The sequence below is a fragment of the Corynebacterium ciconiae DSM 44920 genome, from assembly GCF_030440575.1.
Classification (GTDB): domain Bacteria; phylum Actinomycetota; class Actinomycetes; order Mycobacteriales; family Mycobacteriaceae; genus Corynebacterium; species Corynebacterium ciconiae.
Window position 1 is genome coordinate 738,677 of sequence record NZ_CP047189.1, and the last position, 19,821, is coordinate 758,497.

The 19,821-nt window shown below is 64.8% G+C and carries 17 protein-coding genes and 1 other RNA gene; 11 read left to right on the forward strand and 7 right to left on the reverse strand.

The features are described 5' to 3' along the window. The first annotated feature begins 459 nt into the window (after nt 1–459). The gene (locus CCICO_RS03245; protein ID WP_018019034.1) at nt 460–1,386 is read left to right on the forward strand and encodes a GDSL-type esterase/lipase family protein; all 927 of its coding nucleotides are present in this window, start codon (nt 460–462) and stop codon (nt 1,384–1,386) included. An 82-nt stretch (nt 1,387–1,468) separates the two neighbouring features. Further along, nucleotides 1,469–2,443: a CobD/CbiB family cobalamin biosynthesis protein gene (locus CCICO_RS03250; protein ID WP_026161329.1), complete on the forward strand. Its 975-nt coding sequence runs from the start codon at nt 1,469–1,471 to the stop codon at nt 2,441–2,443. Here the strand turns inward: CCICO_RS03250 and CCICO_RS03255 are convergent. The 3 genes from CCICO_RS03255 to CCICO_RS03265 are packed head-to-tail and all read right to left on the reverse strand — an operon-like array spanning nt 2,380 to nt 4,446. Continuing rightward, nucleotides 2,380–3,309 (reverse strand): SURF1 family cytochrome oxidase biogenesis protein, encoded by a 930-nt coding sequence (locus CCICO_RS03255; protein WP_018019036.1) that lies wholly within the window; start codon nt 3,307–3,309, stop codon nt 2,380–2,382. The two genes, CCICO_RS03250 and CCICO_RS03255, sit on opposite strands and share 64 nt — an antisense overlap. 5 nt (nt 3,310–3,314) lie before the next feature. Continuing rightward, entirely contained in the window at nt 3,315–3,803 is a 489-nt protein-coding gene (locus tag CCICO_RS03260) for a low molecular weight protein-tyrosine-phosphatase (RefSeq protein ID WP_018019037.1), read from the reverse strand. After that, nucleotides 3,787–4,446, reverse strand: a complete 660-nt coding sequence (locus CCICO_RS03265; RefSeq protein ID WP_018019038.1) for an HAD hydrolase-like protein — start codon at nt 4,444–4,446, stop codon at nt 3,787–3,789. Before CCICO_RS03265 ends, CCICO_RS03260 begins: the two co-directional genes overlap by 17 nt. Nucleotides 4,447–4,496: 50 nt before the next feature. On the opposite strand from CCICO_RS03265, the gene CCICO_RS03270 reads away from it, so the two are divergent. The 5 genes from CCICO_RS03270 to rnpB all read left to right on the forward strand — a co-directional run bounded on the left by CCICO_RS03270 (nt 4,497) and on the right by rnpB (nt 9,119). Beyond that, complete coding sequence (locus tag CCICO_RS03270) at nt 4,497–5,525, forward strand: aminotransferase class I/II-fold pyridoxal phosphate-dependent enzyme (protein WP_018019039.1); 1,029 nt, start codon at nt 4,497–4,499, stop codon at nt 5,523–5,525. Nucleotides 5,526–5,583: 58 nt separating this feature from the next. Next, on the forward strand, nt 5,584–6,723 hold the full coding sequence (locus CCICO_RS03275) for a Nif3-like dinuclear metal center hexameric protein (protein ID WP_018019040.1): 1,140 nt from the start codon (nt 5,584–5,586) through the stop codon (nt 6,721–6,723). A gap of 9 nt (nt 6,724–6,732) precedes the next feature. After that, nucleotides 6,733–7,449, forward strand: a complete 717-nt coding sequence (locus tag CCICO_RS03280) for a C4-type zinc ribbon domain-containing protein (protein ID WP_018019041.1) — start codon at nt 6,733–6,735, stop codon at nt 7,447–7,449. Nucleotides 7,450–7,461: 12 nt separating this feature from the next. Then, nucleotides 7,462–8,664, forward strand: coding sequence for a bifunctional RNase H/acid phosphatase (locus CCICO_RS03285; protein WP_018019042.1), 1,203 nt, complete (start codon nt 7,462–7,464; stop codon nt 8,662–8,664). 16 nt (nt 8,665–8,680) lie between these two features. After that, nucleotides 8,681–9,119: RNase P RNA component class A (gene rnpB / locus CCICO_RS03290), an RNA gene on the forward strand. A gap of 6 nt (nt 9,120–9,125) precedes the next feature. Here rnpB and thiD read toward each other — a convergent pair. Both thiD and CCICO_RS03300 read right to left on the reverse strand, forming a co-directional pair. Next, the gene (thiD, locus tag CCICO_RS03295) at nt 9,126–9,992 is read right to left on the reverse strand and encodes a bifunctional hydroxymethylpyrimidine kinase/phosphomethylpyrimidine kinase (RefSeq protein WP_018019043.1); all 867 of its coding nucleotides are present in this window, start codon (nt 9,990–9,992) and stop codon (nt 9,126–9,128) included. Next, nucleotides 9,989–11,290 carry a hypothetical protein gene (locus CCICO_RS03300; protein WP_018019044.1) on the reverse strand — a complete coding sequence of 434 codons (1,302 nt, stop codon included), beginning with the start codon at nt 11,288–11,290 and terminating at the stop codon, nt 9,989–9,991. The genes thiD and CCICO_RS03300 overlap by 4 nt, the downstream gene beginning before the upstream one ends. Before the next feature lie 151 nt (nt 11,291–11,441). Here CCICO_RS03300 and CCICO_RS03305 point away from each other — a divergent pair, with 151 nt between their 5' ends. Next, nucleotides 11,442–11,639, forward strand: coding sequence for a hypothetical protein (locus tag CCICO_RS03305; protein WP_018019045.1), 198 nt, complete (start codon nt 11,442–11,444; stop codon nt 11,637–11,639). Nucleotides 11,640–11,685: 46 nt separating this feature from the next. Here CCICO_RS03305 and CCICO_RS03310 read toward each other — a convergent pair whose 3' ends face one another. Next, nucleotides 11,686–13,275, reverse strand: a complete 1,590-nt coding sequence (locus tag CCICO_RS03310; RefSeq protein WP_018019046.1) for a CYTH and CHAD domain-containing protein — start codon at nt 13,273–13,275, stop codon at nt 11,686–11,688. Nucleotides 13,276–13,405: 130 nt separating this feature from the next. Here CCICO_RS03310 and glnA point away from each other — a divergent pair, with 130 nt between their 5' ends. Genes glnA through CCICO_RS03325 form a run of 3 tightly spaced genes read left to right on the forward strand, consistent with a single transcriptional unit; the run spans nt 13,406 to nt 18,444 of the window. Next, nucleotides 13,406–14,746 (forward strand): type I glutamate--ammonia ligase, encoded by a 1,341-nt coding sequence (gene glnA / locus CCICO_RS03315; RefSeq protein WP_018019047.1) that lies wholly within the window; start codon nt 13,406–13,408, stop codon nt 14,744–14,746. Between the two features lie 39 nt (nt 14,747–14,785). Continuing rightward, the gene (locus CCICO_RS03320; RefSeq protein WP_018019048.1) at nt 14,786–17,968 is read left to right on the forward strand and encodes a bifunctional [glutamine synthetase] adenylyltransferase/[glutamine synthetase]-adenylyl-L-tyrosine phosphorylase; all 3,183 of its coding nucleotides are present in this window, start codon (nt 14,786–14,788) and stop codon (nt 17,966–17,968) included. A 50-nt stretch (nt 17,969–18,018) separates the two neighbouring features. Further along, nucleotides 18,019–18,444: a hypothetical protein gene (locus CCICO_RS03325; RefSeq protein WP_018019049.1), complete on the forward strand. Its 426-nt coding sequence runs from the start codon at nt 18,019–18,021 to the stop codon at nt 18,442–18,444. On the opposite strand, the gene CCICO_RS03330 is transcribed toward CCICO_RS03325, so the two are convergent. Beyond that, the gene (locus tag CCICO_RS03330; protein ID WP_018019050.1) at nt 18,441–19,712 is read right to left on the reverse strand and encodes an MFS transporter; all 1,272 of its coding nucleotides are present in this window, start codon (nt 19,710–19,712) and stop codon (nt 18,441–18,443) included. The genes CCICO_RS03325 and CCICO_RS03330 overlap by 4 nt on opposite strands. Between the last annotated feature and the right edge of the window lie 109 nt (nt 19,713–19,821).

A 19,821-nucleotide genomic window follows, 5' to 3' on the forward strand; every position in this document is an offset into this window, starting at 1 on the left:
AGGAGAGTTTCAGACAGTTGTGCAGGGGCCACCCCCGAACACAAGCCATCGTGGGGCTCGTGTGACTGATGGGGAAATTGCGAATTTTGAACACAAAAGGGGGTTATCGAAGGTTTATTTTCCACGCCTGGAATTAGCCTGAGTAACCGGCTGGTAAGTCAGGAACAAAAGAGTGTGTGCACTGGGCAAAGAGGGGGCAGAGGCCTAAGAGGGGAATAAGGGAATGGGGCGTTTTTAGGCAGCGTGGCTCTTAGATAACGGTTGTGTCACGAATGTCTATGATCTATCCTCAACTCGTGTATCTACACTCTCTGTCCGGTAGGCCTGATGGTCTCGGAGAGAGAGCATCAGTCTGACCGCCGTGCAGTCTCGGCCGCCTAGCTCCATGTCACTGCCTCTCCTGTATAAGTGGGGGTGCGTGCGCCTTGGCGGGGCTGCATTTTCTAGGAAATGTGAGTTATGCGTCGTTTCTCCTCCTCCATCGTTAAGGCCACTGTCGCCGCGCTGACCGTGGCCACTATCGGTCTGGGCTCCGCTAATGTGGCCTCCGCCCAGCTGCCCCCGCTGCCGCCGCTTCCTCCGATGCCGGCTACTCCGGGTGTGCCCCCGGTGCCGGGCCTGCCCTTCCAGCCAGCTCCGGCGGGTGAGAAGGAGATGGTGACCTTCGGTGACTCCTTCACCGCCAACGCCGGCAAGGGTGGCCCCCGTGGCCTGCAGGCCGCTCAGAGCCCGCTCGTGCCGAACTGTGCCACCGACATGGAGAACTGGCCCAAGACCGCTGCCCGTGAACTGGGCTACTCGCTCGCTGACTGGTCCTGCAACGGTACCGGCGGTGCCCCCATCGTGCAGCTGCGCGCCTACTTGGAGCTCGCCATCCAGCAGGGCTCCATCGGTCCGGGCACCAAGGAAGTTGCCATGATGTACGGCGGCCTGGACACCCTGCAGTGGGTGGACGCCGGCATGGACATGGCCAATATCCCCACCCCGGACTCCACCATCTTCCGCGAGTCCATGCGCGATGCCGCCGACCGCATCCGTCAGGTCGCACCGAACGCCCGCATCTCCCTGGTGTCCTACCCTGAGTTCGCCACCAATGACCAGGTGTGCTTGTTCAACGAGCAGAACGTGCTGCACCCCATTGCCGCACCGGGCGCCACCCAGGTGCAGGAGAAGTTCCGCGACTCCCTGCGTAACGCCGCTCGCTACGCCGGTATGAACTTCGTGGACATCTACCCGGAGACCATCGGCCACGGCACCTGCGCCGCCCGTAACGAGGATCGCTGGGTGGCTGGCGTGGTGGACCCGGTGATCGGGCCGCTGCCGAACCACCCGACCGTTCAGGGCACCAAGGCCATGGGCAAACTCGTCGCCCAGAAGCTGCGCTAGACAGAAGCTTCTCACTGCACAGCTGATCGCCGCCCTCACACCTTTCTCTGGTGTGGGGGCGGTTGTCGTAGGCTTACACCCCATGAGAGGTTCATCGAGGGGCCGCGCTGGGGCCCGCGGCATTATTGCCGGTGTAGTGGCCGATCGAGTGATCGGCGATCCCCAGCGCGCCCATCCCGTGGCTTTGTTTGGTCGCTATGCGCTGTGGTTGGAGCGTCATCTCTACGGTGATTCCATTGCGCGCGGCGCAGTTTTTTGGGCCGCAGCCGTGACCCCCGTCGTGGGCCTGACCCGACTGGCAGCACGGCGCGCCCCCGAGGTCACCATGGCGGTGGTGCTGTGGGCCAGCCTGGGAGGCACCACCCTTGAGCGCGTTGGCCTCAGCCTCGCCGAGGCGCTCGAAAAAGACGATAGCGAGGCCGCCCGCAGCTGGATACCGTGGCTGTGCTCCCGCGATCCACAGCTACTCGATGCACCAGACATGGCCCGGGCGGGCACCGAATCCCTGGCAGAAAACACCTCCGATGCTGCAGTGGTGCCGCTAGTCCTTGCCGCCACTGGTCGGCCTGAGCTGGTGGCCGCCCATCGCGCAATCAACACCCTCGACGCCATGGTGGGCTACCGCTCCGAACGCTACCTGCGTTTCGGCCGGGTGGCCGCGGTGGTCGATGACATTGTGGCCTATGTGCCCGCCCGCATCAACGGCGCCCTGCACGTAGGACTGGCCGCCACCCGCGGCTGCGCCCGAGCCACCCTAAGGATGTGGCGTGAGCAAGCCCCCCAGCACCCCAGCCCGAACGCCGGGGTTGTGGAATCCACTGCGGCCGGCTACCTCGGAGTGCGCCTCGGCGGGCCCACCGTGTATGCCCACGGCACAGAAAACCGGCCCCATCTTGGGGCCGGCGCGCCGCCGACGGTGAGCGATCTGCGGGCAGGGGTGCAGCTAGCACGCCGTACCCAGGTTCTCGCGGCGGTGGGGTCAGTGCTGGTGGCTCAGAAGCGTTCCTCGTCGCGTTCCGCGCGACGGTGGAAGGCGCTATTGCGCTTCTCGCCATAGCGGGCCCGCTTCGGCGGGGCCTCGGTGGGAGTTTCGCTGAGATAGGGCTGCGGTTGGGAGAGCGGGTCCAGCGCCGAAGCCTGCGCCATGTCCTCCTCATCGCGGCGGCGCTCGCGCAGCTCGGCGAAGACAAAATAGCCGAGGGCAAGTGGCGCCATGATGCCGAAGGCGATCCACTGCAAACCATAGGAGAGATACGGGCCGCTCTCCTTCGCCGGCAGTGGCTGGGCGGTAAGCACACCAGGCTGATCGGCGGTGAGCTGCACAAAATCGTGGGCCAGCGGGAGACCGGTGAGCTCAGAGATCTGTTCGGTATTAATGCCCCACACCTGCTCATAGCCCTGATCGTTCATCGGGGCCTGGGTGGGGGTTGGCTCATCAACCCGCACGTGGGTGGTGAGAGTCACCTCGCCGCTCGGGGCGGGGGCGATCGGCGGCACCTCGGTGTTGCGGGCCGGAACATAGCCGCGATTGACTAACACGATCTCGCCGGAGTCCAGCTCGAAGGGGGTCAGCGCATTGAAGGCGGGGCCACCACCGACAGGACGCATGCGCAATAGCACCTCGTGTTCGGGCACATAGTGCCCGCGTAGGATCGCCCGGTGCCATTCATCGCTCGGGTCGATCCTGCCGCTGTCATCAGCCAGCTCAGCAAAGTCCACTGGTTGTACCGCGAAGGCGGCATCGAGCTGCTCGTTACGCTCATTGGTATCGGAGTTCTTGCCCAACTGCCACGGCGCGAGCACCGCGATGGCGAGATAGGTGAAACCGACCACGAGCACGGCGGCGATCACCCAGCCAGGGTTCAAAAAAGCCTTCAGGCCGGGCTTGTCGCTGCCCGTGATGGGGCTATTGTTTCCAGACACGTAGCTCAGCTTAGCGAAGTCGCCTCGCGCACCCAGTCCACAATCCCAGGCGTGGCCGCCTCAATCTGCACACGGGTGGTACTAAAACCCTCGGCGTCGCCGTAATACGGATCTTCCACGATGGCTTCCGGATCGGAATCTGGGTCGAAGGAACGAAGCAGCCGAATACGCTCCGGATCGGCGCCCTGGGCCTGAAGGTCACGCACATGGCCGTGGTCGAGTGCCACCAGCAGGTCGGCGTCGATAAGCGAACTCGATAGCTGCTGGGCGCGATGCGACTCGCCATCATAGCCGTGGGCCGCCAGCTCGGCGCGGGCGCGACGATCCGCCTGCTGTCCGCTGTGCCAGCCGCCGATACCGCAGGAAGAGATCTCGACGGCATCGTCTAGCCCGGCGTCTTCGACTGCGGCCCGCACGATGACCTCGGCCATGGGGGAGCGGCAAATATTGCCGGTGCAGACGAACACAATATGGGGCTTAGCGGAAGTAGTCATCGAGAATCCTTTCGGTGGCTGCAAAATCGGGTGCGGAGTGGGTGGCCTCCGCGTACTCGGCCGGGCGCCCGTATCCCCACTCGGCCGCGATTGAGTCGATCGACCGTGCGGTCGCCGCCTCGAAATCGTGGATGCGATCGCCCACCAGAACCACCCGGTCGCGGCTGGGATCGATCGCGAGGGAATCCAACACATAGTCGAGCACCGCAATTTTAGTGCGCCGAGTGCCATGCTCTTCGGCCGCCCCAAGAAAATCGAGATGCTCCATCATTCTGAAGTGCTCCAAGGTGCGGCGAGCAAAGGCCTCGCCCTTACTGGAACAGGTAGCCACCTTCAGCCCCTCGGTGGCGGCGGCGCGGCGCAAGAAATCGAGCGCACCGGGATAGGGTTGGGACATCGACCATCCCGACTCGCCGAAATAGCGCAGATAGGTATGCAAGCCCCGGCGGGCCTCATCCTCATCCATGCCTAACCGGCCCAACGTCTCCTCCATCGGTGGACCAGCGATGGTGGAGAGGAACTCCTCACTAGGGCGATCCACCCCGAGCTCATCCAAAGCGAGCAGCAGACTGTGGCGGATTCCGGCGAAGGAATCAACGAGCGTTCCATCGATATCGAGCAGTAGAAAACTCCCAGAACTCATGCCGTCCAGTCTGGCAGAAACCACAGCGCCATGCTTTAGGCTTAACGCTTGTGTCCCTCTACGATCTGCACTATCACGGTGATGTGTCGGCGGCCGCCGCCGAGCTCGACTTCGCGGTCAATGTTGCCGCCCGCACCCCCGAGTGGCTCCGAGCCGCGCTGCACGCCGAACTCGATAACCTGAGGGACTATCCCGATCACGGGCTGGCGGCTGCCGCGAGGCAGGCCATCGCAGAGATGCACGGGGTGCCGGCCGAGAATGTGCTGTTGCTGGCAGGCGCCGCCGAGGGCTTCGCGCTGCTTGGGCGGCTGGAACCGCGTCATCCCGTGGCGATCACCCCCAGTTTCACCGAACCGGCGGCCCAGCTGCTCGACCAGGGTTATCAGGTGCAGCTGTGTTATACCGGCGATGACTTCGCGCTGCCATCGCCGCCGCCGGAAGCGGACATGGTGGTGTTGGGCAACCCCACCAATCCCACCGGCCGGCTCTATAGCGCCAGCGACATCGCCGCCGTGAGTGCTCCTCATCGCACCGTGGTGGTGGACGAGGCCTTCATGGATATTGTCGGCGAGCAATACAGCCAGATTCCCTCGGCCGCGGCGGGCAGATATGTGGTGCTGCGCTCGCTGACAAAAACTTTCGCCGTGGCGGGATTGCGCTGCGGCTACGCGGTGGCTAGCACTGAAGTTCTCGAGCAATGGGCGCGCTACCGCCCGCCTTGGCCGTTGGGCACCCTGCAGTATCGCGCTTTTCTCTCCATCGCCGAGCACGGCGCGAGCTTTCTTCGCCACCACCGGCAGTGGCTGGCCGAGGCCAAACAGCGCCAATGTGCCCTGCTCGCCCCGCACGCCACGATCCACCTCCCCGATTCGCCCGCCCCCTTCATGCTCATCGAGCCGCACTGCGCCCATCCCGAGCGGGTGCGCCGCGTCATGGCCCAGGCCGGGGTGAGCGTGCGGCCCTGCCATAGCTTTCCTGGACTGGATGAGCGCTATTGGCGGCTCGCTGTCCGCGAGGAGGCGAGCGTGCGCAGGCTTATCGACGCCTACCTGCACGCCATCGCCGCCACCACGGAGTAGGCAACTACGCTGGGGCGGTAGCAGCCCGCACACACGCAAGCTAGGAGTAACTGTGCCTATGAGCTACACCGTGGCCGATATTCGCCGCATTATGGACCGCGCCTATCCGCCCTACCTGGCGGAGTCTTGGGACAAAGTGGGATTGATCTGCGGCGACCCAGCCGCAGAGGTGCGCTCTGTGGGCTTCGCCCTTGACTGCACTCTCGAGGTGGCCACCCGTGCCGTGGAGCTGGGGCTGGACATGCTGATTGTGCATCACCCCTTGCTGCTGCGCGGGGTGAACTCCGTGGCCGCCGACACCCCTAAGGGCCAGGTGCTGCACACTCTCATTCGCGGCCAGGTGGCCCTCTTTGCCGCCCACACTAATGCCGATTCCGCTCGGCCGGGCGTAAACGATGCACTCGCCGAGCTGGTGGGCATCACCCCCGGTAGGCCGATCAAGCCCATCGATCCGGAGGGGCTGGATAAGTGGGGCGTGCAGGTACCCGAGAGTCACCTGGAGCAGGTGAAACAGGCGCTGTTTAGCGCCGGCGCTGGGGAGATCGGCCACTACTCCCAGTGCGCGTACAGCTTCCGCGGCACCGGCCAATTCGAGCCCCAAGAAGGAGCCGATCCCTATGACGGGGAGGTGGGCACGCTTCAGCACACCGCCGAATGGCGGGTCGAGTGCGTGGCCCCGCGTGCCCGTCGGCGAGACATCTACGCCGCTGTGCAGCAGGCCCACCCGTATGAGGAGGTGGCCTTCGATATCGTTGAACTCGCCGGAATCACTGACGTGGAGCAGGCCTATGGTTTGGGCCGCATTGGGCAGCTCCCCGAGCCGATGCGCCTGGGCGACTACGTCCAGCAGGTGGCAGATGCCCTGCCTGAGACCGCGTGGGGTATCCGCGCTACCGGCGATCCGGAGCAGCTGGTGCAGCGCGTGGCGGTATCCTCCGGGGCTGGGGACAGCTTCTTGGACACCGTGCGTGGATTGGGGGTGGATGTCTACGTCACCTCGGATCTGCGGCACCACCCGGTGGACGAATATCTGCGCGCCGGCGGTCCCGCGGTGATTGACACCGCCCACTGGGCCAGCGAGTTCCCGTGGACGTCGCAGGCCAGCGAGCTGATCGCGGAAGAAACAGGGCTAGACACTACAATCATCGACATCCGTACCGACCCGTGGACGATGTCCGCACACCCGCACCACCACTAGAGGAGAATCATGCGCCTAGCTGCGCACTTGCAGCCCATGCTCGCCGAATTAGCTCGCCGCGAACGCGTCGGGGCCGGCGCGCTGAAGAAAGAAGAGCAGGCTGAGCGCGACACTCTCGAAGCGCTGCTCGCCGAGCGCGCCGAAGAGCGCAACGCTCGTGCCGCCTCCCAGATGTCTACCGAGGACCAGCGCTGGGCGGTCAGCCGCATCGAGGCGGATATGCGCAAGCTCACCCGCCGCGAGAAGGCCAATGTGCAGGCGCTCGGCGCCACCACGGACCCCGAGGTGCGGCGCGATCTTGAGCACGATCTGCGCTCCACTCGGAGCAAGCTGAAGGAGCAGCAGAAGCTGCTGCGCGAGGCGGAGCGCAAGGTTAGCGCCGCCGAGATGAACACCATGGCCACCGGCGCGGAGTCGGATGAGCTCGACCGCAAGATCGAGACCGCGGAGCGGGCCGTGGCTGCCGCCCAGCACGCCACCGAGGCCGCAGAGGCCTCCAATAATGAGCGCGTGGCCGAGATCCGTGCCGAGCTCCCCGAGGAGGCCGTGCGGCTTTATGACACCAGTTCTTCCGCCTTCGGCGCTGCCTTCTTTAATGGGCGCACCTGCGGCGGCTGCTCGATCATCCTGCCGGCGGCGCAGGCCTCGGCCATCATGTCCGCCCCCGCCGATAGTGTGCCTACCTGCCCCGAGTGCGGCACCTACTTGGTGCGCGAGCGCGGATAGCGGGGCAGGCGCGTGAAGCTAGTTATTGAATCCGATGGCGGCTCGCGGGGTAACCCGGGCGTTGCTGGGGCCGGAACAGTGGTCTACAACGCCACCCGCAGCCGCGAGCTGGCCACCGTGGTGGAGTATCTAGGCTCAGCCAGCAACAACGTGGCGGAATACCACGGGATGATCAACGGCCTGCGGGTGGCCCGGGATCTCGGCGCCACCGAGGTTGAGGTGTTCATGGACTCTAAGCTGGTGGTGCAGCAGATGTCCGGGGCGTGGAAGATCAAGCACGCCGATATGCAGAAGTTGGCGCTGGCTGCGCGCACCTTGGCGCAGGAGATCGGCCAGGTGAGCTATCACTGGATTCCGCGCGCCAAGAACAAGCGCGCCGACGAGCTGTCGAATGAGGCCATGGACTTGCACGGTACCGGGGTGAAACCCGGCCACATGGTGCTCGGCGGGGAAGACCGGCCACAGCCACGGGCTAGCCATCCGCTGCTCGCCACCGATGAGCCCGGCACCGTGCAGGAGCTGCCGCTCGATCCTGCCCCCAGCGCGCCTGAGACGGCGGCCCGCTGGACGGGGGCGAGCTCCACCCCGACGCGGCTGATCTTGCTGCGTCACGGCCAAACCGGGATGTCCGCCAAGAAACTCTACGCTGGGCAGTCCGACGCACCGCTGAACGCCGTGGGGGAGCAGCAGGTGGCCGCGGCCGCGCAGCGCATCGCCCAGGGCCTTGAGGGCGAGGGCTTCTACGGTGCGCAGCGCATCGACGCCATCGTGGCCTCTCCACTCAGTCGCGCCCAGCGCAGCGCCCAGATTCTGGCCGAGACTCTCGATGGCCCTGAGGTGGAGGTGGCCGACTGCCTGCGAGAAATGGACTTTGGTCAATGGGATGGGCTGAGCTTTGCCGAGGCCCACGAGCGTGACCCGAAGCTGCACAGCAGCTGGTTGGAGGATTCCTCCATCGCCGCCCCCGGTGGCGAATCGGTGCTCGAGGCGGATGCGCGCGTATGGGACGGGGTGCAGGAGCTTATTGCGGCTCACCGCGAGCAGACCGTGGCCGTGGTGGCGCATGTCACCCCGATCAAGGCGGTGCTGCGCCACGCCCTTGGTGCCAATGAGCGTTTCTTCCACCGGCTACACCTAGATCTCGCCTCTGTGTCTGTGGTGGAGTTTTACGCCGACGGGCCGGTGAGTGTGCGCATCGTGAATCTCACCGGCTAAGCTGGCTTCTTGCGAATGAGTCGGCTGGGTAATCGCGGCGGGCGTAACTGCACGAGCTACGTGTATGTCGCTGCGTCGAGGAAAGTCCGGACTCCATAGAGCACGGTGGTTGCTAACGGCAACCCAGGGTGACCTGCGGGAAAGTGCCACAGAAAGTAAACCGCCCCCAGCTGCGCTGGGAGGTAAGGGTGAAAGGGTGCGGTAAGAGCGCACCAGCGCCCGCAGTGATGCGGGCGGCTAGGTAAACCCCACCGGGAGCAAGGCCGAAGGGCGCACCACGGGTGTGCCTGCACACGGACACGAGTGAAGGTTGCTCGCCTTCAGGTTCACTTCCGTGTGGGTTGGCTGCTTGAGGCCCGTCAGCAATGGCGGGTCCAGATGGATGATTACCGCCCTGACGGCAGTGTTCATGCCTGAAAGGGAGACAGAATCCGGCTCATAGGCCGGCTCATTCGCCCCATCTACTGATCGGCGATCAGGCCTGCCTGCCGGTAGAGCTGATGGAAATGATGGATCGGGCCGTGGCCGTAGCCTACCTCCAGCTCATCGGCGTGGGCGATCGCCTCGTGTATCCACATCGTTGCCCAGTGGACTGCCTCGGGGGCGCGCTGGCCAGCGCCGAGACGGGTAGCGATGGCCGAGGACAGTGAGCAGCCGGTGCCGTGCGTATTGCGGGTGTTGATGCGTTCGACGGGGGTATGCCACGTGGAACCATCGGGGGTGATCACGGTATTGCCCGCGTCTTCGCTCGAGAGATGGCCGCCCTTGCACACCACAGCCGTGCCGAGCCTCTGGGCCACCTCGGCGGCGTAGGCAGTCGATTCCTCCCGGGTGGTGCACGCCCCAGCGCGCGCGGGATCGCCGCCGTTGATCACCTGCCGCAGCACCGCCAGCTCGTGGGCGTTGGGGGTGATCAGATCAGCGCGGGGGATGAGCTCAATCAGGGCGTCGGCGGAATGCGCATCATGTAGTAGGTCGCCCGAGGAGGCCACCATTACCGGATCGATCACCACCGGAATATCGGTGTCGATGCGGGCGAGGAAATCACCAACTTCGGCGATGGTGTCGCGGTCGCCGAGCATGCCGATCTTGACGGCGTCGATGTCCACATCCTCGCGCACCGCCTCCAGCTGTTCCCGCAAGAACGTGCGCGGGGGAGTGAAGATCTCGCGCACCCCCTGGGTGTTTTGAGACACCAAGGAAGTCACCACCGTCATGGCGAAGCCACCGGCGGCCGAAATGGCTTTGATATCGGCCTGGATGCCGGCGCCGCCGGTGGGATCCGTGCCGGCGATGGATAAGACGCGGGGGATGGAATCGATGGTCATAGGCTCTCGTTCGGGTGGGGCTGGTGCACGGTGGCGGTGTAGCCGCTGTCGAGTGCAACGATGACACAGCCGTCCTCGTTGAGCTCGTCGATAGTGTGCTGGGCGCGGGAGGTAGGAATTACGGCGAGCACCGCGGGAGAGACATCCCATTCCACGGGCCGCGCCGTGATGGCACCGCGGGCACGACACAGCTGCGCCAGCGCGCTTAAGTGCTCATCCAGCTCGCCGCCGGTGGCACAGTGCTTCGCCAGCGCCGTGGTGGAGGCGGCGAGCTCCTCATAGGCCTGGGGCTCGCGCCGGGAGCGCAGATACATGGCGGTGCGCTGGGCGCGTTCGTCTTCGGCGGCGAAAAACTCGGCCCACTGCTGGGCTTCTTCGGCGCTCGGGACAAAGCTAGGCAGCGGGGAGTCACCATGCGAGTGGTGAATGTGCAGCGCCTGCACCCAGTCACAGATGCGCTCTGGGGCGTCGGGCAAGCTGCGTAGCGCGTCCACCCCGAATGCCGAGCACGCGGCGGCCATGCAGGCTCGCCGGGTGGCACTCGCCCCAGTGGGCTGCGGGGTGTGGCCGGGGGAGTACACGGCGATCACCGTGTGCGGTCGGCCACCGTCTTGGCTGAGGTGACCGGCGGAGGTCACCGAGCCATCGGCGTGGTCAACCACCGCCAGATGCGGCTGGGTGGAGGTGCTGGCGCTGCGCAGCGCCGCGTGATAGCGGGCGGGGATCACCGGCTGCGGCGCATGACAGGCGGCGTTGTGGGCCAGAGTCTCCGCCAGGCGGGTGCGGCCAGGGGCGTCATCCTTGGCGCCGGACGCGTTGTGCACAAGCAGCGCCAAGGCGGCCTCGGTGGCCTCTAGACGGCCGAATCCTTCGACCGCGGGGATATCGCTGAACACGGTGATCTCCAACCCGCCGTGGCCCCCGTTGGGGCGCCAGCCGAGGCTGGCTATGAGCGTCGATAAGCGCCATGCCCAAGGGACGTCGGTGGAGCTGTGCTCGCGAGCGGCACGCGGGTTGTCTACCACCTGGGAGAAACTGATGCTCTCGCTGAACTCGGTGGTGGTGCCGGAGCTGGTGCGGGCGTGCACCGTGACCCGCACGATGTCCTCGGCGGTGGGGCTGGCGGCCACGGCGCTGCGATAGCAGGCCAGAGCCATCACCACGGTGCCGCCGGTATCATCGCCATACTCGCCGATCACGGGCACAGTGGCGGGTGCTGAGGCCACCGCCGTGGCTGTGGGATGTAGCCGCGCCACCTCCGCTGCGTGATCAGGATGTGCGCTCGGCCACAACACCATAGCCCTCCTTTAACGTCTCGGTCGGCAACATAACTTCTCACCCACTCTAGGCCAGTGCTCTCAAGGATGTACCGACATGGGGTAGCTTTAGCCCCTACAATGGTCACGCCCCCTTAACGCACGAATGAACGACTTTTAAGGAGTTATGTCTATGAGCGAGAAGACGTGGTACTACAACGTTGCTACCGGTGAGGTTTCCGATGAGAAGATCGGTTCGTGGGATAACCGCATGGGCCCCTACGCCACCGAAGGGGAAGCCCGCAACGCCTTTGAGATCGCGCACCAGCGCAACGAAGACGCCGATGAGCGTGACCGCGACGACGATTGGGATAACGACGACTGGGGCTAAACCCCAGGCGCTATCGCTTATCGACGCCACGCCCGGCCCACAGCACCTAGCTGCGCCGGGCGTTCATCTTTGTGTAAGCAGCGCGAATAGCACGGAAGGAGTGCTCGTAGCCGTCCACCGCGGCAAGCCCCAGCTGCCGCTCCCGCTGATAGAGCAGCCCGTAGGCGAAGGTATCCTCGCCCCGCGCGCGGGCCCGTGCAGCCAGCTTCACAATCACCTCTCGCGAGGTTACGGTGTCCTGAAAATCACCGAGCAGTGATTGCATGCGCTTGCACGCCTTCACCACCTTCTTAGTTTTCAGCCCCGTGGCAGCACCGGCAGCCTCTGCCGAATAGCGCAGCTTCTTAGCCGCCTTCCGCATATCGTGCAGCGCCTCTTCCCGCGTGTGCAGATCGAGCTCGTGATTGCCCCACCTAGCCTGCACCTGGGCATGGCGCTTAGCGAGGCGCCGATACGCCCCATCGAGATGGCGGGCCAGTACCTCCTCCGCGGCGGTATCGGAATCCGCAGTCGAATCCTGGGCCTCGGCCGCCAGTGGGGGATCGGCCAACAGGGCATCGAGATCCCGCAACAGGTCGAGATAGCGTTCACTATCGAGCACCTTCACCACCCGGGCGTGAGCCCGGGCATAGTCGCGCTTCAGCTCCTGCAGGATGTGGGCGCGGGTGGAGGCATCGATCATGCCGCTGTCCTCGTTCTCGATCAACCAAGCCATGCGCTCCGCCACCACCTCGGCATCGCGGGCTTGGCCCAACATGAAGGCTAGGGCCTTCAGCTCCTGCTCGATGTGGCTATAGGCCTGCCCGACGAGGATCCCCTCGAAGGTGCGCATGTGACTACGCAGCTCGCGGGTGGCCACCCGCATCTGGTGAATCGAATCCCATTCATCGCGGCGGACCTGGGGATCCATCTCGACGATACGATCACGGTTCTGCGCCAACGCCGCCACCACCCCGGCCGCCGGGGAAGAGGCGGGTAGCTGCGCCACCTGCGGGGGAGTGGGGGCAGCATGCACCGACTCTCCCAGCGCGGAGACCAACTTCGAGGGGCTGTCGGATTCGCCTGCGCCCGCGGCGCGCACCGCCTTGGAGGCCCTGCGTAGAAACTTAGCGCCACGCTTGGTCTCCGCCGCGGGGCCTGAGAGCTCGATCTCCCACTCGCGCCAGCGTTGCTCCTCGCCGGTGGGAAGGAAGGACTGGGCGTGCACGTGATCGTCACAGAACTCGGCGAGCTCCACCCCCTCGCCGTCCTCATACACCGTCTCGTGGCGCTCGTTATCCACCTGCGCGATCGGCTCCAGGTGCTCGCCGCGGGTCAACGCCCGCACACTCGCCAGAATTTCCGCCGGGATACGCTCCGGGTTGGCTGGGTCGATGTCGGCGTGAATCTCCATGCGCCCCTGCGCGCCGGGAAGCTTGATGTGCCACCCGGCGTCCTTGCCCCCAGTGCGCCGACGCAGGGTTACCTTCGCGCGCGTCAAGCGCAGATCGGGGGTATCGAAATACACCGCCGATAAACGGTGCACCACCGTCTCGCGCGCGGCTTCGCAGCCGGATACCTCCCTCAGATCCGGAACAGCGAGCTCATCGCTGGCAGAAAACTTCACTTCAACCTCAAGATTCGTGGCAGTGCCCATGCCCAATGTCTACCAGTTTTGCTCCGCTTTAGCTGCGCAAACACACGGCGGGGGTGTGCCCTGAAGCGGCGGGTGCACACCCGCGGCTATCCGCCCAACTCAGCCGAAGAACTCAAGTAGGTTGGAATACATGAACAGCCAACAGGAATTCGTGCTCCGCGCCATTGAAGAACGAGACATCCGCTATGTACGCCTCTGGTTTACTGACATCCTTGGCTACCTGAAGTCCGTGGCCATCGCCCCCGCTGAGCTCGAAATAGCCCTCGAAGACGGCATCGGTTTCGATGGCTCCGCAGTGGAGGGCTTTTCCCGCATCTCCGAGTCGGACACCCTGGCCAAGCCGGATCCCTCCACCTTCCAGATGCTGCCGGATTCCTATGGCGAAGGGCTGGAAAATACCGCCCGTATGTTCTGCGATATCGTGATGCCGGACGGCCAGCCCTCCTGGGTCGATCCCCGCCAGGTGCTGCGCCGCCAAACCGAGAAACTCGCCGACGAAGGCTTCCGAGCGCTGTTGCACCCCGAGATCGAGTTTTTCATGGTGCGCAGCCTCGACACCGACGGCAAGGAACCCGTGCCCACCGACAACGGCGGCTACTTCGATCACGCCACCTATGATGACGCCCCGCGCTTTCGGCGCGATGCCATGGCCGCGCTCGAATCCATGGGCATAGCTGTGGAGTTCTCCCACCACGAGACCGCGCCGGGCCAGCAGGAGATTGACTTGCGCTACGCCGAGGCGTTGAGCATGGCGGATAACATCATGACCTTCCGCTACCTGATTAAGGATGTTGCCGCCCACCACGGGGTGAAGGCCACTTTCATGCCCAAGCCCTTTAGGGACTTCGCGGGCTCGGCCATGCACACCCACATGTCCTTGTTCGAGGGAGATACCAATGCCTTCCACGACTCCGATGACATGTACAACCTTTCGCGCACCGCCAAGCAGTTCATCGCCGGCATTCTTCACCACGCCCCCGAGATCTCCGCGGTCACCAACCAGTGGGTCAACTCCTATAAGCGCATCATGTTTGGAAACGAGGCCCCCACCGCCGCCACCTGGGGAGTGTCCAACCGCTCAGCCATGGTGCGCGTGCCCACCTACCGGCCCACCAAGGTCTCCTCCCGCCGCATCGAGGTGCGCTCACCCGATACGGGCTGTAACCCCTATCTGGCCTACTCCGTCCTTCTGGCCGCTGGGCTGCGAGGCATCACCGAGGGCTATGAGCTGCCGGATCCCGCCGAGGATGATATCTCGCAGTTGACCCGCCGGGAGCGCCGCGCGCTGGGCTATCGCGATCTTCCTTCCAGCTTGGACCAGGCGCTGCACCTGATGGAGCAGTCCGAATTTGTGGCCGATGTTCTGGGCGAGCACGTGTTCGAGTTCTTCCTCCGCAGCAAGTGGAGCGAGTGGCGGGACTACCAAAGCCAGATCACCGCGTGGGAACTGCGGACTAACCTGCACTACTAAACGTCGAGAAGCTCATCGCACGCAGCCGAGGAAACGATCATGCGCACTAGCCTGCCCACCCCAGCCAGCCTGTCCCTTCAGCGCCCCACCGCGGCCGATGATCTCAAGGAGCTGGGGTGGTACAACGAGGAGTCGCTGGAGCTGCTGCGGCAGCTCTCTGGGGCGGCCGACCCCGATCTGGCGCTCAACACGCTCATCCGTCTCATCGGCAACCTCGAGGCAGACGAGCGCGCCGAGTTTGATCGCTGCATGCGCAGCCACCGTGAGCTCCGCGTGAAGCTGATCGCACTCGTCGGCGGCTCCACCGCCTTGGGCGATCACCTCGTGGCGCATCCGCATACGTGGCGCAGCTTGATGGAGCCGATCCCCACCAAAGAGGAGATGCTGCGCTCCATGCTCCAGGCGGTGGATGCTCGGCCGGCGCGCTTCGCAGAGGGCGTGCAGGCCCAACCGGCGTCCAAGGACTGCGATCAGGTGGGAATGTATGTGGCTGGGGCCACCGGTACCGAGGCTGAACGAGCATTGAAGGTGGCCTATCGCAGCATCATTATGCGCATCGCCGCCGCCGATGTGGCCGGCACCTATCCGGAGACCTCCCGCCGTTCCGGGCTGGAGCGGGTGGCGTTTACCACCATCGCGGCGCGACTGTCGGATGCGGCCGATGCCGCGCTCACCGCAGGGCTGGCCGTGGCTGCTGCGGGGGTCTATGGGGAGGACCCAGTGGATTGCGCGCTTGCGGTGATCGCCATGGGTAAATGCGGCGCACGGGAGTTGAACTACATCTCAGATGTGGATGTCATCTTTGTGGCGGAGCCGGCCACCACAAAGGCCACGCGCCTCGCTAGTGAGCTGATCCGCATCGGGGGCAAGGCCTTCTTTGAGGTGGATGCGGCGCTGCGTCCCGAGGGCAAGCAGGGGGCGCTGGTGCGCACCTTGGAGTCTCACGTGAGCTACTACAAGCGCTGGGCGGACACGTGGGAGTTTCAAGCCTTACTCAAGGCCCGTCCCCAGACCGGCGATATGGATCTGGGCGAGCGCTATCGCGAGGCGCTTGAGCCCATGGTGTGGGAGGCCAGCCAGCGGGACAACTTCGTGGAAGGTGTCCAGCACATGCGCTCGAGGGTGCTCGATAACGTGCCCTCCGACATGCAGGAACGCGAGCTCAAACTCGGCCGCGGCGGCCTCAGGGACGTGGAGTTCGCGGTGCAGCTGCTGCAAATGGTGCACGGCAGGGTCGATGAGAGCCTGCGCACCAAGGCCACCGTGGCTGCGCTCGAAGCGCTTATCGACGCCGGCTACGTTGGCCGCGAAGACGGCAAGGTACTCATCGAAGACTACGAGTTTTTGCGCACCATCGAACACCGGTTGCAGCTGCAGCGTCTCCGACGCACCCATGCCCTTCCTCCGGCCGATGACACCACCGCGCTGCGGTGGCTGGCGCGCGCCGCTGGGCTACGCGGCGAGGGCCACGGCACCAGCGCGGAGACTCTGGTGAAAAAGCTCAAGCGCGTCTCCATCCAGGTGCGCGGGCTGCACACCCGACTGTTCTATCGCCCGCTGCTGGGCTCGGTGGCGGCACTCGATACCGGCACTCTCACCCTGAGCAAGGAGTCCGCGAAGCTACAGCTGGCCGCCTTGGGATATCAGTTCCCCGACCGCGCCTACGAGCACCTCACCGCCCTGGCCTCTGGTTCCTCCCGCAAGGCCAAGATTCAGGCGATGCTGCTGCCCACGCTCATGGAGTGGCTGGGCGATACCGCCAACCCAGATCAGGGTTTGCTCAACTACCGCAAGCTCTCGGATGCCGCCTACGACCGCACTTGGTTCCTGCGCACCCTGCGCGATGAGGGCATCGTGGGCCAGCGGTTGATGAAGGTGCTGGGCACGTCTCCCTATGCGGCGAATCTGGTGGTGTCTGCCCCTGAGGTGCTCAAGCTGTTCAGTGACTCCGCCAAGGGGCCGCGGCTGCTCGAGCAATCGCCCGAAACCATCGCCAAGTCCCTGCGGGCGGCCGCAGCTAGGCACGACGATCCGGATCGAGCGATCACCGTAGCCCGCTCTTTGCGGCGCGTCGAGCTCGCCCGTATCGCTTCGGCGGATCTTTTGGGGCTCATCGACGTGCAGACGGTGTGCGAGAGCCTGTCCGAAATCTGGGATGCGGTGCTCGATGCGGCTCTGGCTGCCGAGATGCGGGGCTCTGTGCACAAGGGCGAGGTTGAACAGCCGCTCGCGCGGATCGCGGTGATCGGCATGGGGCGGCTCGGCGGGAAAGAGCTGGGCTATGGCTCCGATGCGGATGTGATGTTCGTGGCCGAACCGGTAGAGGGAGTCAGCGAAAACGACGCGTTGATGTGGGCCAAGCGCATCGTCGATCGCATGCGCCGCAGGTTGAGCAAACCCTCCTCCGATCCCGCCCTCGAGGTGGATTTGGGGCTGCGTCCCGAGGGCAAATCTGGGGCCGTGGCGCGCACTGTGGAAAGCTACCGCCGCTACTACTCCTCTTGGGGAGACGTGTGGGAGAAACAAGCCTTGCTGCGGGCTACCGATATCGCCGGCGACGCGGAGCTCGGCAAGGAGTTCCTCGATGCTATCGATGAGTTTCGCTATCCCCGCGAAGGCGTGGACCAGAAGACCGTGCGTGAGGTGCGCCGCATGAAGGCCCGAGTGGATAATGAGCGGCTGCCGCGCGGAGCGGATCGTAAAACCCACACCAAGTTGGGGCGCGGGGCGCTCACCGACATTGAGTGGACAGTACAGCTAGTGAGCATGCTGGAAGCCCATAACTATCCGGCCCTGCACACCACCTCCACGCTGGAGTCCCTAGACGTGATGGAGCAGGAGGGGATCTTAGAGGCGGAGAAGGTACACATTCTGCGATCGGCATGGCTGGCCGCTACCCGTGCCCGCAATGCCTTGGTTTTGGTGCGTGGTAAACGCACCGACCAGCTACCGCAGCCTGGCCCGCAGCTTGCGGAGACTGCAGCAGCCGCAGGGTGGGATCCGATGAACTATCAGGAGTTCCTCGAGGACTATCTGAAGAAGACCCGCCGTGCCCGTCAGGTGGTAGATGAGGTGTTCTGGGGCGAGCCCACCATGAGCGATGAACACGCCGGCTCGGACGGGATGGATCACCGGCTGGGCCACGTGGGCTCCTTTTCCTCCAGCAGCCAGCCCGGGCCCAGCCAGATGGGGCGGATGTCTTGGGGAAGCGAGCGTTTTTAAGCGGGCTACACTGGACGCTATATCCACCGCCGTAAGAAGAAAGCGCAGTAATGAGTATTTCTATGCGAATCGGGCTTGATCTCGACACCGCCACAGTCAGTGATCTCATCGAGTTGGCAGATACCCTCCGCACCCTCGATGTGGCTGGGGATGAGGGGCTGGTCATTGATGATGACACCCGCGAGCTGTACGTGGAATACAGCGGGCTTGCGGAGTCCCCCTTCGCCGCTGGCGCCCAGGAAGAGGTGATCGAGCCGGAGGAGGTGGATGAGCCTGGACCGGCCGAGACCCCAGGGCCTACGGAGAATCCTGGGCCCACCGGGGGCAACGGGGAGGAGCGGATCGAGTTTCCGCGAGGCACCAGCTTCGATGCCGGCAAGGTGTATGACGCGGTGCGTCAAACTCTCGGTGATCAGGCGGTGCACAGTGTGCTCGATGCGCTACTGCGCGGCCGAGGTGGCCCCACCTCGCGCTAGCGCTTTTCGCGACTGCGCGCCCAGAACAAGGCGCTTGCCCCGAGTGCCCACACGATGAGGGCGGCCAACCCAGCGAAGCGGAAATCGTCCCAGGTGTAGCTGCTGCTGTCCGTGGAGGCGACGTCGAGAAGCATGCCATAGGCCTGGGCAACGATCATCCCAGCGGTGAAGCCGCCCATGTTCGCCAGCCCCGTGCCGGTCGCCAGCACCTCGTGCGGCACCGCCTCGCGTACCTGGTCGAAACCATAATTGGCCACGGGGGCGAGCGCGCCCATCACCACGTTGATCGCCACGATCCAGACGACCCCGCGCGGGGAGGAGCTGAGGAAGAACACCGCCCACAGCGCCATGGTCGCCCCCGAGGTGATCAGCGCCAACATCCAGCGCGTGGCCCCGAAACGGGCGGATATTACTCCGTGTAGGGGGCCGGCGAGCACCTGAACCACGGTGTTAACCACCAGCACCCAGCCAGCCACCTGGGGGCTGAGTCCCATGCCGAGTGTCATCAGCGGCATGCCCCATGTGAGCGTGAAAACCACTTGGGGGAATAGGCCGATGCCGTGGATGAAAAATCCCTGCCAGCAGGCGGGGTGTGTGGCTACCGTGGCTAGCCTGGCGCGCAACGGCTGAGTGGAACTCACCAGCCGGCGCGGCGGCTCCTTGATCGCCACCCAGGCGGCAAGCGCCACCAGCACACCCACCGCAGCAAGGGAGATGAAGGCCACCTCCCAGCCCGCGGCGTGGAGGATGCCGAGGAAAACCACCGCGGACAAAAACTGTCCCACCTGCCCTAAAGCGGCGGTGAGCTGCGTGAAAATGGGGGCACGGTGCAGAGGGAACCACTGCGGGATGATGCGCATCACTGATAAAAACGCGGTGGCATCGCCCATGGCTACCAGTACTCGCGCCCCAATCGCCACCGCATAGCTGGTGCTCAATGCTAGAAGAAGCTGACCGCTAGCCATCACGAGTGCACCGGCCACCAGCAGCCGACGCGCCCCGAAGCGATCAATTAACACCCCTGTGGGAATCTGGGAGAGCGCATACACGCCCATCTGCACCGCGGTAAACACCGCCAAGCCGCTGGCCGAAATGGAGAAACGCTCAAAGGCCTCCACGCTGGCCACCCCAAAGGAGCCACGGCCCATGATGGCCACGATGTAGACCACCACGGCGGCAAGCCAGACCACAAGTGCCCGCCGCTGGGTGGCGGGCTCGGCGGGGTCGGTGTGTGGGCGAGAAGATGACGAGGCATCGGAAGAATTCATCAGTCACCACGATAGTGTTGCCTCAAAATCCGTCATGAACATGGGTCCGCGGGAGCCGCCGCCAGGCGTTGGTAGTGTCAAGAATGTCCGCGCTTTGCCCCGCAGCACC